Here is an 18,683-nt window from a genome sequence, read left to right on the forward strand (position 1 = left end):
ATGGCAGGCGAAAATAACCAAAACAACCAAAATGAAGATCTAAATGACGCGGTAGAACAAACGGACACGAACGACGCGGGTACGCCCTCCCAACAGCAGAATCAACAAAATCAACAAAATACGATTGCGTCGACAATAGCGACGGGTGCTGAAAATACGGATGCGGCAGACGAAGTTAACCAGGCTTTAGACGACAATCCGAGTGGTGCAGGTAATGCTGAAGATGCCTCGGCTTCTGGTGCGGCTGTGCAAGAAGACACACCAGAAAGTAGTAGTGATTCAGAGGCAGCTCAATCCAATGTGGTCGATAGTGTTGCTTCTGAAGGAGGAAGCGCTGAAGGTGCATCGGGAAGTGGTGGTGAGGGTTCTGGTGCAGGTGCACAAGCTGTAGGAGGCGGTGGTGGTGCCGGATCTGAAGGAGGAGTTGATGCAGAAGGCAATCAAGCCCAAAGTCAAGCAGTACAAACTTCAGCAGCATCAAGTTCTTCTACAGACTCTGAAGGGTCACAAGGTGGTGATAATCTAGATTCGGAAACCGCAGAAGAAACGTTTGCAGTCGATGTTCAGGACCAAAGTGGTGAAGCAACGAATCAAGTAGAAGATGATTTTGATTCTGAAACGACGAGTGAAACTTTCCAAATCAATGTAGAAAGTGAAAATGATGCACCAGAAGCAGAACAAGATCTGGCTTACATCATGGATGAAGATGGCTCCATAACATTCACTCAAGAACAATTACTCGAATACGCAAGTGATGTAGATGGGGACGAGCTTGTTGCTTCTAACGTTCAAGTTGGTGCTGATGCAACAGTTCAAGACAATGGTGATGGTACTTTCACCGTTGTTCCTTCAGCTGATTTTAATGGTGAACTTGACCTTACTTTCGACATCAGTGACGGCCAAGAAACGATTAGTAGCGCAATTGATTTAACGGTACGTCCGATTAATGACGCGCCTGTTCCTGAAGATAAAACGTTTGAAATCGAGGAAGATGGAACTCTTGTCTTCACCGACGCTGACCTTCTTTCTGGCGCTACTGACATTGAAGGCGATAACCTAACGGTTGAAGGCATCACTTATGAAGGTACTGATGGCGTACTGACTGACTTGGGTGATGGCTCATATAGCTTTGCGCCAAACGAAAACTTCAATGGCGATGTGAACTTTAGCTTCGATGTGTCAGACGGTACCGATACGGTGTCTGCAAACATTGATGTTAGCGTGACTCCTGAGAATGATCCGCCAGTTGCGGGCTCTACGTCTTACACAGTGAATGAAGACAATTCGATTACCATTTCTGATGCACAACTATTGGCAACATCTTCAGATATTGAAGGTGATGTATCGATAGACAGCGTGACTTACTCTGGTAGCGACGGTGTCCTTGAAATCAATGGTAACGGCACTTACACCTTCTCGCCAAATGAGAACTTCAGCGGTGAAATTGCACTGGATGTGGTTGTTGCTGATGAAGATGGTGCTACCGACGCGACGACTGCGGGCATCAATGTTCTTGAAGTGAACGATCCGCCGGTTGCAGGTCCAACGTCTTACACCATTGATGAAGACTCAGTACTGACCTTTAGTGAGTCTCAAGTGTTGCTTAATGCCTCAGATGTAGAAGGGGATGTTGAGCTTGTTGGTATTAGCTACGATGGCCCTGAAGGTATCTTCTCAGTAAATGGTGATGGCACATGTAGCTTCGCTCCGAATGAGAACTTTAATGGCCAAGTTCAGCTTGATGTCACCATTCGTGATGAAGATGGTGCAGAAGTGGAAACCGTCATCAATGTTGACGTATTGCCAATCAATGATGCGCCAGTATCGGGTGATTTGGCTTACAACGTTAACGAAGATGGTTCAATCACACTGAGCCAAGAACAGCTGTTGTCTCAAGCGTCTGATGTTGAAGGTGAAGACCTAACCGCGAGCGGCTTAACGGTTGGTGGTGATGCGACGGTTGTAGCTAACGACGATGGTAGCTTTACCATTACGCCAGATGAGAACTTCAACGGTGACATCGATATCAGTTTCGATATCTCAGATGGCACCAACACGGTTCAAGCTTCAGCAGACCTAACCGTTAATCCAGTTAACGACCTACCAGTACCACAAGATCAACAGTTCAGCGTTGAAGAAGATGGCACGCTCATCTTCACCGATGCAGACATGTTAACAGGTGCTACAGATATTGAAGGTGACAACCTGACGGTTGAAGGTGTGACCTACGACGGCGGTGACGGTATTCTTACCGACAACGGTAACGGCACGTATACCTTTGCTCCGAATGAGAATTTCAATGGCGATGTAAACTTCGGTTTTGATGTGTCAGATGGCACCGATACGGTCTCTGCAAACATCGATGTGAGCGTGACGGCGGTTGATGATGCGCCTGTATCGGGTGACCTAGCGTACTCAATCGACGAAGATGGTTCGATTCGTCTAAGTCAAGAGCAGTTGCTATCACAAGCCTCTGACGTGGAAGGCGATGACCTTACTGCTAGCGACTTAACGGTTGGTGGTGATGCGACGGTTGTAGCTAACGACGATGGTAGCTTTACCATTACGCCAGATGAGAACTTCAACGGTGACATCGATATCAGTTTCGATATCTCAGATGGCACCAACACGGTTCAAGCTTCAGCAGACCTAACCGTTAATCCAGTTAACGACCTACCAGTACCACAAGATCAACAGTTCAGCGTTGAAGAAGATGGCACGCTCATCTTCACCGATGCAGACCTGTTAACCGGTGCTACAGATATTGAAGGTGACAACCTAACGGTTGAAGGTGTGACCTACGATGGCGGCGACGGTATTCTTACTGATAACGGTAATGGTACGTACACCTTCGCTCCAAACGAAAACTTCAATGGCGATGTAAACTTCGGTTTTGATGTGTCAGATGGCACCGATACGGTCTCTGCAAACATCGATGTGAGCGTGACGGCGGTTGATGATGCGCCTGTATCGGGTGACCTAGCGTACTCAATCGACGAAGATGGTTCGATTCGTCTAAGTCAAGAGCAGTTGCTATCACAAGCCTCTGACGTGGAAGGCGATGACCTTACTGCTAGCGACTTAACGGTTGGTGGTGATGCGACGGTTGTAGCCAACGATGATGGCAGCTTTACCATCACGCCAGATGAGAACTTCAATGGTGACATCGATATCAGTTTCGATATCTCAGATGGCACCAACACGGTTCAAGCTTCAGCAGACCTAACCGTTAATCCAGTTAACGACCTACCAGTACCACAAGATCAACAGTTCAGCGTTGAAGAAGATGGCACGCTCATCTTCACCGATGCAGACCTGTTAACCGGTGCTACAGATATTGAAGGTGACAACCTAACGGTTGAAGGTGTGACCTACGATGGCGGCGACGGTATTCTTACTGATAACGGTAATGGTACGTACACCTTCGCTCCAAACGAAAACTTCAATGGCGATGTAAACTTCGGTTTCGATGTCTCTGACGGTACCGATACGGTCTCTGCCAATATCGATGTAAGTGTGACTGCGGTTGATGATGCACCTGTATCGGGTGACCTAGCGTACTCAATCGACGAGGACGGTTCGATTCGTCTAAGCCAAGAGCAGTTGCTTTCTCAAGCATCTGACGTAGAAGGTGATGACCTGACAGCTAGCGGCCTAACGGTTGGTGGTGATGCGACGGTTGTAGCCAACGATGATGGCAGCTTTACCATCACGCCAGATGAGAACTTCAATGGTGACATCGATATCAGTTTCGATATCTCAGATGGCACCAACACGGTTCAAGCTTCAGCAGACCTAACCGTTAATCCAGTTAACGACCTACCAGTACCACAAGATCAACAGTTCAGCGTTGAAGAAGATGGCACGCTCATCTTCACCGATGCAGACCTGTTAACAGGTGCTACAGATATTGAAGGTGACAACCTGACGGTTGAAGGTGTGACCTACGACGGCGGTGACGGTATTCTTACCGACAACGGTAACGGCACGTATACCTTTGCTCCGAATGAGAATTTCAATGGCGATGTAAACTTCGGTTTTGATGTGTCAGATGGCACCGATACGGTCTCTGCAAACATCGATGTGAGCGTGACGGCGGTTGATGATGCGCCTGTATCGGGTGACCTAGCGTACTCAATCGACGAAGATGGTTCGATTCGTCTAAGTCAAGAGCAGTTGCTATCACAAGCCTCTGACGTGGAAGGCGATGACCTTACTGCTAGCGACTTAACGGTTGGTGGTGATGCGACGGTTGTAGCCAACGATGATGGCAGCTTTACCATCACGCCAGATGAGAACTTCAATGGTGACATCGATATCAGTTTCGATATCTCAGATGGCACCAACACGGTTCAAGCTTCAGCAGACCTAACCGTTAATCCAGTTAACGACCTACCAGTACCACAAGATCAACAGTTCAGCGTTGAAGAAGATGGCACGCTCATCTTCACCGATGCAGACCTGTTAACCGGTGCTACAGATATTGAAGGTGACAACCTAACGGTTGAAGGTGTGACCTACGATGGCGGCGACGGTATTCTTACTGATAACGGTAATGGTACGTACACCTTCGCTCCAAACGAAAACTTCAATGGCGATGTAAACTTCGGTTTCGATGTCTCTGACGGTACCGATACGGTCTCTGCCAATATCGATGTAAGTGTGACTGCGGTTGATGATGCACCTGTATCGGGTGACCTAGCGTACTCAATCGACGAGGACGGTTCGATTCGTCTAAGCCAAGAGCAGTTGCTTTCTCAAGCATCTGACGTAGAAGGTGATGACCTGACAGCTAGCGGCCTAACGGTTGGTGGTGATGCGACGGTTGTAGCTAACGACGATGGTAGCTTTACCATTACGCCAGATGAGAACTTCAACGGTGACATCGATATCAGTTTCGATATCTCAGATGGCACCAACACGGTTCAAGCTTCAGCAGACCTAACCGTTAATCCAGTTAACGACCTACCAGTACCACAAGATCAACAGTTCAGCGTTGAAGAAGATGGCACGCTCATCTTCACCGATGCAGACCTGTTAACAGGTGCTACAGATATTGAAGGTGACAACCTGACGGTTGAAGGTGTGACCTACGACGGCGGTGACGGTATTCTTACCGACAACGGTAACGGCACGTATACCTTTGCTCCGAATGAGAATTTCAATGGCGATGTAAACTTCGGTTTTGATGTGTCAGATGGCACCGATACGGTCTCTGCAAACATCGATGTGAGCGTGACGGCGGTTGATGATGCGCCTGTATCGGGTGACCTAGCGTACTCAATCGACGAAGATGGTTCGATTCGTCTAAGTCAAGAGCAGTTGCTATCACAAGCCTCTGACGTGGAAGGCGATGACCTTACTGCTAGCGACTTAACGGTTGGTGGTGATGCGACGGTTGTAGCCAACGATGATGGCAGCTTTACCATCACGCCAGATGAGAACTTCAATGGTGACATCGATATCAGTTTCGATATCTCAGATGGCACCAACACGGTTCAAGCTTCAGCAGACCTAACCGTTAATCCAGTTAACGACCTACCAGTACCACAAGATCAACAGTTCAGCGTTGAAGAAGATGGCACGCTCATCTTCACCGATGCAGACCTGTTAACCGGTGCTACAGATATTGAAGGTGACAACCTAACGGTTGAAGGTGTGACCTACGATGGCGGCGACGGTATTCTTACTGATAACGGTAATGGTACGTACACCTTCGCTCCAAACGAAAACTTCAATGGCGATGTAAACTTCGGTTTCGATGTCTCTGACGGTACCGATACGGTCTCTGCCAATATCGATGTAAGTGTGACTGCGGTTGATGATGCGCCTGTATCGGGTGACCTAGCGTACTCAATCGACGAGGACGGTTCGATTCGTCTAAGCCAAGAGCAGTTGCTTTCTCAAGCATCTGACGTAGAAGGTGATGACCTGACAGCTAGCGGCCTAACGGTTGGTGGTGATGCGACGGTTGTAGCTAACGACGATGGTAGCTTTACCATTACGCCAGATGAGAACTTCAACGGTGACATCGATATCAGTTTCGATATCTCAGATGGCACCAACACGGTTCAAGCTTCAGCAGACCTAACCGTTAATCCAGTTAACGACCTACCAGTACCACAAGATCAACAGTTCAGCGTTGAAGAAGATGGCACGCTCATCTTCACCGATGCAGACCTGTTAACCGGTGCTACAGATATTGAAGGTGACAACCTGACGGTTGAAGGTGTGACCTACGACGGCGGTGACGGTATTCTTACCGACAACGGTAACGGCACGTATACCTTTGCTCCGAATGAGAATTTCAATGGCAATGTAAACTTCGGTTTTGATGTGTCAGATGGCACCGATACGGTCTCTGCAAACATCGATGTGAGCGTGACGGCGGTTGATGATGCGCCTGTATCGGGTGACCTAGCGTACTCAATCGACGAAGATGGTTCGATTCGTCTAAGTCAAGAGCAGTTGCTATCACAAGCCTCTGACGTGGAAGGCGATGACCTTACTGCTAGCGACTTAACGGTTGGTGGTGATGCGACGGTTGTAGCCAACGATGATGGCAGCTTTACCATCACGCCAGATGAGAACTTCAATGGTGACATCGATATCAGTTTCGATATCTCAGATGGCACCAACACGGTTCAAGCTTCAGCAGACCTAACCGTTAATCCAGTTAACGACCTACCAGTACCACAAGATCAACAGTTCAGCGTTGAAGAAGATGGCACGCTCATCTTCACCGATGCAGACCTGTTAACCGGTGCTACAGATATTGAAGGTGACAACCTAACGGTTGAAGGTGTGACCTACGATGGCGGCGACGGTATTCTTACTGATAACGGTAATGGTACGTACACCTTCGCTCCAAACGAAAACTTCAATGGCGATGTAAACTTCGGTTTCGATGTCTCTGACGGTACCGATACGGTCTCTGCCAATATCGATGTAAGTGTGACGGCGGTTGATGATGCACCTGTATCGGGTGACCTAGCGTACTCAATCGACGAGGACGGTTCGATTCGTCTAAGCCAAGAGCAGTTGCTTTCTCAAGCATCTGACGTAGAAGGTGATGACCTGACAGCTAGCGGCCTAACGGTTGGTGGTGATGCGACGGTTGTAGCCAACGACGATGGCAGCTTTACGATTACGCCAGATGAGAACTTCAATGGTGACATCGATATCAGTTTCGATATCTCTGATGGCACCAATACCGTTCAAGCTTCTGCAGACCTTACTGTTAATCCAGTTAATGACCTGCCAGTGCCACAAGAACAACAGTTCAGCGTTGAAGAAGATGGCACGCTCATCTTTACTGATGCAGACCTGTTAACCGGTGCAACGGACATTGAAGGTGACAACCTAACGGTTGAAGGTGTGACCTACGACGGTGGCGACGGCATCCTTACCGACAACGGTAATGGTACTTACACCTTTGCTCCGAATGAGAATTTCAATGGCGATGTCAACTTCGGTTTTGATGTATCAGATGGCACCGATACAGTATCAGCAAACATCGATGTGAGTGTTACTGCGGTTGATGATGCGCCAGTATCGGGTGACCTCGCGTACTCAATCGATGAAGACGGTTCGATTCGTCTAAGTCAAGAGCAGTTGCTATCACAAGCCTCTGACGTGGAAGGCGATGACCTTACTGCTAGCGACTTAACGGTTGGTGGTGATGCGACGGTTGTAGCCAACGATGATGGCAGCTTTACCATCACGCCAGATGAGAACTTCAATGGTGACATCGATATCAGTTTCGATATCTCAGATGGCACCAACACGGTTCAAGCTTCAGCAGACCTAACCGTTAATCCAGTTAACGACCTACCAGTACCACAAGATCAACAGTTCAGCGTTGAAGAAGATGGCACGCTCATCTTCACCGATGCAGACCTGTTAACCGGTGCTACAGATATTGAAGGTGACAACCTAACGGTTGAAGGTGTGACCTACGATGGCGGCGACGGTATTCTTACTGATAACGGTAATGGTACGTACACCTTCGCTCCAAACGAAAACTTCAATGGCGATGTAAACTTCGGTTTCGATGTCTCTGACGGTACCGATACGGTCTCTGCCAATATCGATGTAAGTGTGACTGCGGTTGATGATGCACCTGTATCGGGTGACCTAGCGTACTCAATCGACGAGGACGGTTCGATTCGTCTAAGCCAAGAGCAGTTGCTTTCTCAAGCATCTGACGTAGAAGGTGATGACCTGACAGCTAGCGGCCTAACGGTTGGTGGTGATGCGACGGTTGTAGCTAACGACGATGGTAGCTTTACCATTACGCCAGATGAGAACTTCAACGGTGACATCGATATCAGTTTCGATATCTCAGATGGCACCAACACGGTTCAAGCTTCAGCAGACCTAACCGTTAATCCAGTTAACGACCTACCAGTACCACAAGATCAACAGTTCAGCGTTGAAGAAGATGGCACGCTCATCTTCACCGATGCAGACCTGTTAACAGGTGCTACAGATATTGAAGGTGACAACCTGACGGTTGAAGGTGTGACCTACGACGGCGGTGACGGTATTCTTACCGACAACGGTAACGGCACGTATACCTTTGCTCCGAATGAGAATTTCAATGGCGATGTAAACTTCGGTTTTGATGTGTCAGATGGCACCGATACGGTCTCTGCAAACATCGATGTGAGCGTGACGGCGGTTGATGATGCGCCTGTATCGGGTGACCTAGCGTACTCAATCGACGAGGACGGTTCGATTCGTCTAAGCCAAGAGCAGTTGCTTTCTCAAGCATCTGACGTAGAAGGTGATGACCTGACAGCTAGCGGCCTAACGGTTGGTGGTGATGCGACGGTTGTAGCCAACGACGATGGCAGCTTTACGATTACGCCAGATGAGAACTTCAACGGTGACATCGATATCAGTTTCGATATCTCTGATGGCACCAATACCGTTCAAGCTTCTGCAGACCTTACTGTTAATCCAGTTAATGACCTGCCAGTGCCACAAGAACAACAGTTCAGCGTTGAAGAAGATGGCACGCTCATCTTTACTGATGCAGACCTGTTAACCGGTGCAACGGACATTGAAGGTGACAACCTAACGGTTGAAGGTGTGACCTACGACGGTGGCGACGGCATCCTTACCGACAACGGTAATGGTACTTACACCTTTGCTCCGAATGAAAACTTCAATGGCGATGTCAACTTCGGTTTTGATGTATCAGATGGCACCGATACAGTATCAGCAAACATCGATGTGAGTGTTACTGCGGTTGATGATGCGCCAGTATCGGGTGACCTCGCGTACTCAATCGATGAAGACGGTTCGATTCGTTTAAGCCAAGAGCAGTTGCTATCTCAAGCATCAGATATTGAAGGCGATGACCTTACTGCTAGCGACTTAACGGTTGGTGGTGATGCGACGGTTGTAGCCAACGATGATGGCAGCTTTACCATCACGCCAGATGAGAACTTCAATGGTGACATCGATATCAGTTTCGATATCTCAGATGGCACCAACACGGTTCAAGCTTCAGCAGACCTAACCGTTAATCCAGTTAACGACCTACCAGTACCACAAGATCAACAGTTCAGCGTTGAAGAAGATGGCACGCTCATCTTCACCGATGCAGACCTGTTAACCGGTGCTACAGATATTGAAGGTGACAACCTAACGGTTGAAGGTGTGACCTACGATGGCGGCGACGGTATTCTTACTGATAACGGTAATGGTACGTACACCTTCGCTCCAAACGAAAACTTCAATGGCGATGTAAACTTCGGTTTCGATGTCTCTGACGGTACCGATACGGTCTCTGCCAATATCGATGTAAGTGTGACTGCGGTTGATGATGCACCTGTATCGGGTGACCTAGCGTACTCAATCGACGAGGACGGTTCGATTCGTCTAAGCCAAGAGCAGTTGCTTTCTCAAGCATCTGACGTAGAAGGTGATGACCTGACAGCTAGCGGCCTAACGGTTGGTGGTGATGCGACGGTTGTAGCTAACGACGATGGTAGCTTTACCATTACGCCAGATGAGAACTTCAACGGTGACATCGATATCAGTTTCGATATCTCAGATGGCACCAACACGGTTCAAGCTTCAGCAGACCTAACCGTTAATCCAGTTAACGACCTACCAGTACCACAAGATCAACAGTTCAGCGTTGAAGAAGATGGCACGCTCATCTTCACCGATGCAGACCTGTTAACAGGTGCTACAGATATTGAAGGTGACAACCTGACGGTTGAAGGTGTGACCTACGACGGCGGTGACGGTATTCTTACCGACAACGGTAACGGCACGTATACCTTTGCTCCGAATGAGAATTTCAATGGCGATGTAAACTTCGGTTTTGATGTGTCAGATGGCACCGATACGGTCTCTGCAAACATCGATGTGAGCGTGACGGCGGTTGATGATGCGCCTGTATCGGGTGACCTCGCGTACTCAATCGACGAAGATGGTTCGATTCGTCTAAGTCAAGAGCAGTTGCTATCACAAGCCTCTGACGTGGAAGGCGATGACCTTACTGCTAGCGACTTAACGGTTGGTGGTGATGCGACGGTTGTAGCCAACGATGATGGCAGCTTTACCATCACGCCAGATGAGAACTTCAATGGTGACATCGATATCAGTTTCGATATCTCAGATGGCACCAACACGGTTCAAGCTTCAGCAGACCTAACCGTTAATCCAGTTAACGACCTACCAGTACCACAAGATCAACAGTTCAGCGTTGAAGAAGATGGCACGCTCATCTTCACCGATGCAGACCTGTTAACCGGTGCTACAGATATTGAAGGTGACAACCTAACGGTTGAAGGTGTGACCTACGATGGCGGCGACGGTATTCTTACTGATAACGGTAATGGTACGTACACCTTCGCTCCAAACGAAAACTTCAATGGCGATGTAAACTTCGGTTTCGATGTCTCTGACGGTACCGATACGGTCTCTGCCAATATCGATGTAAGTGTGACTGCGGTTGATGATGCACCTGTATCGGGTGACCTAGCGTACTCAATCGACGAGGACGGTTCGATTCGTCTAAGCCAAGAGCAGTTGCTTTCTCAAGCATCTGACGTAGAAGGTGATGACCTGACAGCTAGCGGCCTAACGGTTGGTGGTGATGCGACGGTTGTAGCTAACGACGATGGTAGCTTTACCATTACGCCAGATGAGAACTTCAACGGTGACATCGATATCAGTTTCGATATCTCAGATGGCACCAACACGGTTCAAGCTTCAGCAGACCTAACCGTTAATCCAGTTAACGACCTACCAGTACCACAAGATCAACAGTTCAGCGTTGAAGAAGATGGCACGCTCATCTTCACCGATGCAGACCTGTTAACAGGTGCTACAGATATTGAAGGTGACAACCTGACGGTTGAAGGTGTGACCTACGACGGCGGTGACGGTATTCTTACCGACAACGGTAACGGCACGTATACCTTTGCTCCGAATGAAAACTTCAATGGCGATGTCAACTTCGGTTTTGATGTATCAGATGGCACCGATACAGTATCAGCAAACATCGATGTGAGTGTTACTGCGGTTGATGATGCGCCAGTATCGGGTGACCTCGCGTACTCAATCGATGAAGACGGTTCGATTCGTTTAAGCCAAGAGCAGTTGCTATCTCAAGCATCAGATATTGAAGGCGATGACCTTACTGCTAGCGACTTAACGGTTGGTGGTGATGCGACGGTTGTAGCCAACGATGATGGCAGCTTTACCATCACGCCAGATGAGAACTTCAATGGTGACATCGATATCAGTTTCGATATCTCAGATGGCACCAACACGGTTCAAGCTTCTGCAGACCTTACGGTTAATCCAGTTAATGATTTACCAGTGCCTCAAGATCAACAGTTCAGTATTGCCGAAGACGGTACTTTACTGTTCACAGACGAGGATCTGCTTACAGGCGCGACAGACGTTGAAGGTGATAACCTGACGGTTGAGGGCATCACTTATGAAGGCACTGATGGCGTACTGACTGACTTGGGTGAGGGATCATATAGCTTTGCGCCAAACGAAAACTTCAATGGTGATGTGAGCTTTAGCTTCGATGTGTCAGACGGTACCGATACGGTGTCTGCAAACATTGACGTTAGCGTGACTCCGGAAAATGATCCTCCAGTTGCGGGTTCTACTTCTTACACCGTAAATGAAGATAACTCGATTACCATTTCTGATGCACAACTATTGGCAACATCTTCAGATATTGAAGGTGATGTATCCATAGACAGCGTGACTTACTCTGGTAGTGACGGTGTCCTCGAAATCAATGGTAACGGCACTTACACCTTCTCGCCAAATGAGAACTTCAGCGGTGAAATTGCACTGGATGTGGTTGTTGCTGATGAAGATGGTGCGACCGATGCGACGACTGCGGGCATCAATGTTCTTGAAGTGAACGATCCGCCGGTCGCAGGCCCAACGTCTTACACCATTGATGAAGATTCAGTACTGACCTTCAGTGAGTCTCAAGTATTGCTTAATGCCTCAGATGTAGAAGGGGATGTTGAGCTTGTTGGTATTAGCTACGATGGCCCTGAAGGTATCTTCTCAGTAAATGGTGATGGCACTTGTAGCTTCGCTCCGAATGAGAACTTTAATGGCCAAGTACAGCTTGATGTCACCATTCGTGATGAAGACGGTGCAGAAGTGGAAACCGTCATCAATGTTGACGTATTACCAATCAATGATGCGCCAGTGTCTGGTGATTTGGCTTACAACGTTAATGAAGATGGCTCAATCACACTGAGCCAAGATCAGCTGCTGTCTCAAGCGTCCGATGTAGAAGGCGAAGATCTAACCGCAAGCGACTTAACAGTTGGTGGTGATGCGACGGTTGTAGCTAACGATGACGGCAGTTTCACCATCACACCTGATGCGAACTTCAATGGTGACATTGATATTCAATTCAACATCACTGACGGTACTGACACGGTTCAAGCAACCGCCGATCTTACTGTTAACCCAGTTAATGACTTGCCGGTTCCTCAAGACCAACAATTCAGTATCGCAGAAGACGGTACGCTTCAATTTACAGACGCCGACTTACTTACCGGTGCCACCGATATTGATGGCGACGACTTAACCGTTGAAGGTATTAGCTATACAGGTGGTGATGGCGTACTGACCGACCACGGTGATGGTACTTATACCTTTGCGCCAAATGAAAACTTCAATGGCGATGTGAACTTCAGTTTCGGTGTCTCTGATGGCACAGAAACAGTCAGCGCTAACATTGATGTGAGTGTGACTCCTGAGAACGATCCGCCAGTTGCGGGTTCAACCTCATACATGGTCAATGAAGACCATGCCATCACAATTTCTGATGAACAGTTGTTAGCTAACTCTTCGGATATTGAAGGTGCCGTGTCGGTTGATACTGTGACTTACAGTGGCACTGATGGTGTGTTCCAAGATAACGGCGATGGCAGCTATACCTTCCTTCCTAATGAAAACTTCAGCGGTGATATCAGCCTTGATGTGATTGTTGCAGATGAAGAAGGTGCAATTGATGAAACCACAGCAGGTATTACCGTTCTTGAAGTGAACGATCCACCAGTTGCGGGTCCAACGTCATACACCATTGACGAAGATTCGGTTCTGACGTTCAGTGAATCTCAGGTTCTTGTGAATGCTTCGGATATCGAAGGCGATGTAGAACTTGTTGGCATTAACTACGATGGCTCTGACGGTATCTTCACTGTAAATGGTGATGGTACATGCAGTTTTGCACCCAACGAAAACTTCAATGGTCAGGTTCAACTGGGTGTGACCATTCAAGATGAAGATGGTGCAACGGTTGAAACACACATTAACGTTGATGTATTGCCAATCAATGATGCACCAGTATCGGGCGATTTGGCTTACACCATCAATGAAGATAGTTCTATCACGTTAAGCCAAGAGCAATTGCTTGCAAGAGCCGATGATATCGATAGCGACAACTTAGAAGCTATCAACCTATCTACTGATGAAAATGCGACCATCCAACACAATGATGATGGCAGCTACACCATTACACCTAACGCCGACTACAACGGTGACCTAGACCTGAACTTCGATATCATCGATAACGATGGTGGTTCAGTTCAAGTTGGCCTAGACATTACCGTGAATCCGGTTAATGACTTGCCACAAGCGCAAGATCAACAGTTCACGATTGAAGAAGACGGCACGTTACTCTTCACCGATGCTGACCTGCTTGCAGGCGCGTCGGATGTTGATGGTGATGAACTGTCGATTGAAAACGTGCTCTACACAGGTGCAGATGGTGTTCTTAGCGATAATGGCGACGGCACATACAGCTTTGCTCCAAACGAGAACTTCAATGGTGATGTTCAATTCTCATTCGATGTCTCTGACGGTACTGATTCAACATCAGCTGTTATTGATGTCAGCGTAACGCCTGAGAATGATCCACCGGTAGCGGGATCAACATCGTACACAGTTCAAGAAGATGGCCAAATCACGATCAGTGATGAGCAACTATTGGCAAACTCTTCCGATGTAGAAGGCGATGTATCATTGTCTGGAGTATCGTACTCCGGTGATGACGGCTCTTTTGTTGATAATGGCAATGGTACTTACACCTTTACGCCAAATGAAAACTTCGATGGTGATATTTCACTAGACGTTGTTGTCGTTGACGAAGACGGTGCAACCGCAACCACAACCGCTGGCATCGATGTTATTGCTGTGAATGATGGACCTGAAACTTCGGGCATTCAGGCTGAAGTCGATGAAGATAATTCAATCACCATTACTCAAGAGCAGTTGCTTGCAAACGCAACCGACATTGAGGGTGATGAGTTAACGGCATCTAACCTTCAAACCAACGATCCCGATGCAACAATTGTTACTAATGACGATGGTTCATTCACCATTACGCACACAGAAAACTTCAATGGTGAGTTGGACTTCACATACAACATCAGTGATGGTGAGAATGAAGTTCTGACGACACTCGACTTGACGGTTAACCCTGTCAACGATGCGCCGGAAGCGGGCGATGAAATCTTCATCCAAGCGCAAGAAGACCAAACAGTTGGTGTGACACTTCGTGAAGAACCAGCACTACGTTTAGACCAAGCGCCAGAAAACGGCATCATTGAAGCAAATGTGAATGACGAATGGGTGGTACTGGAAGTAGGACAAGAAGTTCCTGCAGATACCGAAGTGCGCTTTGTTCCAAGTGAAGATGCTCTTGCTGAAGGTACACACACCACACAAATAGGTACGTTTGACGATAACGCGAGCGTGGATGACTGGGGTACAGAAGTAGACCCTTATACGCGTGAGTTCTCAGATGGTGACTTAACGGTAACCGTTCAAAGTAACGATGATCCTCTTGGTGCCTGGAATGGTAACACCCACATTGGTCACGGACTTGGTGATACAGACCGCCAAGGCTTAAGTGGTGATGAGAAACTGACGGTTTCAGTTGAAGGTCAAGACATCAATGAAATCAGTTTCCACCTAGATGGTTTGGGTGGCTGGTTCATGGAAGAGTCTCGTCACTTTACCGAAGTAGAAATCAAAGCGTTCAATGAGGATGGCGACCTAATTGACTCGATGACTTACCATAAAGAAGACCGTGGTACTTTCGAGACAGATTACACGCTAACGGTTGATCAACCAGTGTCTTACTTTGAGCTTGGTACCGTACAAGGTAATGGTACTTACGTGGTTCAAAACATGACAGTGTCACAAACTTGTCATGATGAAGCGGTGTTTACATCGATTGGTGTGGATGGCTCAGAGATTACTGAAACGGTTGAGTTGAATATCCATGCGGGTGACAACGAAATCGAGTTAACGGCTGATCTTCCGAATATTACTGTCGATACCGATGGTTCTGCCCAGTTTGCTTCGGTTGTAATTACCGAAGAGCAACTACTGGCGCAAGCATCTGATATTGATGGCGACGACCTTGATATTGAAAATCTAGAGCTAGTGGGTGAAAACTCAGAGCATGCAACACTCACCGATAATGGTGATGGCACTTGGACGGTAACACCGGATGAAAACTTCCATGGTGAAATCGAACTTGGTTATCAAGTTACCGATGGTGAGCTGACAGACAGCAATATCATCAACATCAACTTCGAATCAGTAAATGATGCGCCAATCGTTTCTGGCCCGATTGTTCTATCGACAGATGAAGATGAAGGTATCACGTTCAGTGCAGATGACTTGCTAGCGAACACCACAGATGTAGAAGGCGATACGCTGTCTATTTCTGACATCAGTTACGGTGGTGATAATGGTGACTTGGTCGACAACGGCGATGGTACGTTTACCTTCATGCCGAATGAGAACTTCAATGGTGAAATCGACATCGACTACAAGGTGTTTGATGGTACTGATGAAGTTGCAACGCACCTAGACCTAACGGTTGTACCAGTCAATGATGTGCCGGTTCCGGGTGAACCATTGCACACCCAAATGCTTGAAAACGGCTCCATGATCATCGAAGCGAAAGACCTATTGTCTGGTGCTACCGATGTTGATGGCGACATTCTTCACGTCGAAAACCTATTACTTGCAGACCAAACGCAAGGTACCTTAACGGATAACGGTGATAATACCTTTACCTTCGAACCTGCAGAAGACTTCTACGGTGAAGTGAATCTGACTTTCGATATCAGTGATGGCCAAGCAAGCGCGCCAAGCACTGCAAGAGTTGACGTTGAAATTGTCAACGAAGGACCTGAAGTGAGCGGTCCAATTGAAGCTGCGGTTGATGAAGATGGCTCAATCACCATTACTCAAGAGGACTTGTTGGCGAACGCGACGGATGTCGATGGCGACAACCTTGAAGCCGTTAACTTAGCAACCAACGATCCAAATGCGGTTATCGTAGAAAATTCAGACGGTAGTTTCACGATTACACCAAGCGCAGACTTCTTTGGTGAGATTGAATTTACTTACGATGTCACTGACGCGATCGAAACTGTTGTCGCTGACCTCAACCTAACCGTAAATCCAATCAATGATGCCCCAGACGTGCCTGACATGTCTTTCACTACGGAAGATGGTCAAGCGATTACTATTACCGAAGCTGAGTTACTAGCACAAGCGACAGACGTTGAAGGTGATGAACTGTCTGTTGTGAATGTGACGAGCGCAAGCGACACGGTAGAAGTCACAGACAATGGTGATGGAACATACACATTAACACCAGAACAGGGCTTCTTCGGTAATGTTGACTTAGCGTTTGATGTGAGCGATGGCACTGATGTAGTTGCCGCAAACATCGATCTAAAAGTTGAGTTTGTCAACGATGCGCCTGAAGCGACGCCAATGGTGGCTGATGTCGACGAAGACGGTTCAATTCTCGTTACACAAGCGATGCTACTGGAGAACGCGAGCGACCAAGATGGCGATGAGTTGTTTGCAAGCGCGCTTGAAACCAACGATCCGAATGCAAGTATCGTAGATAATGGCGATGGTACTTACACAGTGACACCTTCGGAGAACTTCAACGGTGATATCGCATTCACTTATGAGGTGAGCGATGGTGAGTTAAGTACGTCTAACGACATGACATTGACCGTGAATCCGGTGAATGACATTCCAATTGTTGCTCCAGGCATGTACCACATCGAAGAGGATGGCAGCATCCTGTTCACTCAAGAAGATCTATTGAGTGGTGCAATTGATATTGATGGCGACGACCTAAGCGTTACCAGCATCAATTACTCTGGTGATGAAGGCACAGTAACCGACAACGGCGACGGCACGTTCAGCTTCGTTCCTGAAGAGCACTTCAGTGGTGATCTACAGTTTAGCTTTACAGTGACCGACGGAACAACTGAAGTAGAGCAAGACCTCAATGTTCACATTGAAGCGGTCGCAGATGCGCCGGATCTTGTGATTACCGATGGTGATGGTGTTAACGTCGACGACCAGGCGATTTTGGTTGAGCCAGGCGGTATTGTTGAACTGAACATTGCTGCGGCACTTGTCGACCAAGACTTGTCTGAAACACTCACTGTAACGGTAGATGGTGTGCCAGAAGGCTCGGTTATCCAATACGATAACGAAGGCGTTCTGAATGACCAAGAAAACGGTATCACCAGTTACAACGATACTGAAATCACAGTAACGTTTGAAGGTGAAACCGCGGGTTACCAAAACGCAGCGGGTTACTACAAAGTCGATGAAGACGGTAACATCACAGGTGTTGAAGTTGTTTACGAAAACGCGTCACAAGTTGGTGGCGGTGGTGACCTTGTTCCAGGACAAGACCAGTTCAGCTTCCAAGTTGAAGAAGGTGAAAGCTTTAACCTGTTCTTGATTCCAAACGGACATCAACACAATGACTTTGACGCGATGCAGGAGGGTCAGTACGAGTTCCGCGCAGCGGATGGTTCGCCTGCAAACATGGATACGGTTGATCCTCAACTTGTATTTGTTGCTGCCGATGGCACTGAAACTGTCGTTCAAGGGCAGAATGGTGACGCGATCTTCCATGGTGGTTCAAGCTCTCAGCTAAACCAAGATGGTATCGAACATACGCGTACCACGGTTAATGAAGACGGCGAGCTCGTTTATGGCTTTGAAGATTTGTATGGCGGCGGTGATGCTGACTATTCAGACTTCAATTTCACAATCGATGTCGGTGAAGTCAACAGCCAAATCTACAGTGGTGAAGTGACGGTTGGCCC

General features: G+C 47.7%; 1 protein-coding gene (only partly in view). It reads left to right on the top strand.

From position 1 onward, the window contains the following. Nucleotides 1–18,683, top strand: the 5' portion of a protein-coding gene (locus OCV19_RS17775) for a tandem-95 repeat protein (RefSeq protein WP_315972722.1). 12,010 nt of this gene lie beyond the right edge of the window; the window shows 18,683 of its 30,693 coding nt (coding positions 1–18,683); it begins with the start codon at nt 1–3; its stop codon lies beyond the right edge, outside the window.

It is taken from the genome of Vibrio celticus (genome assembly GCF_024347335.1).
Classification (GTDB): Bacteria; Pseudomonadota; Gammaproteobacteria; order Enterobacterales; family Vibrionaceae; genus Vibrio; species Vibrio celticus.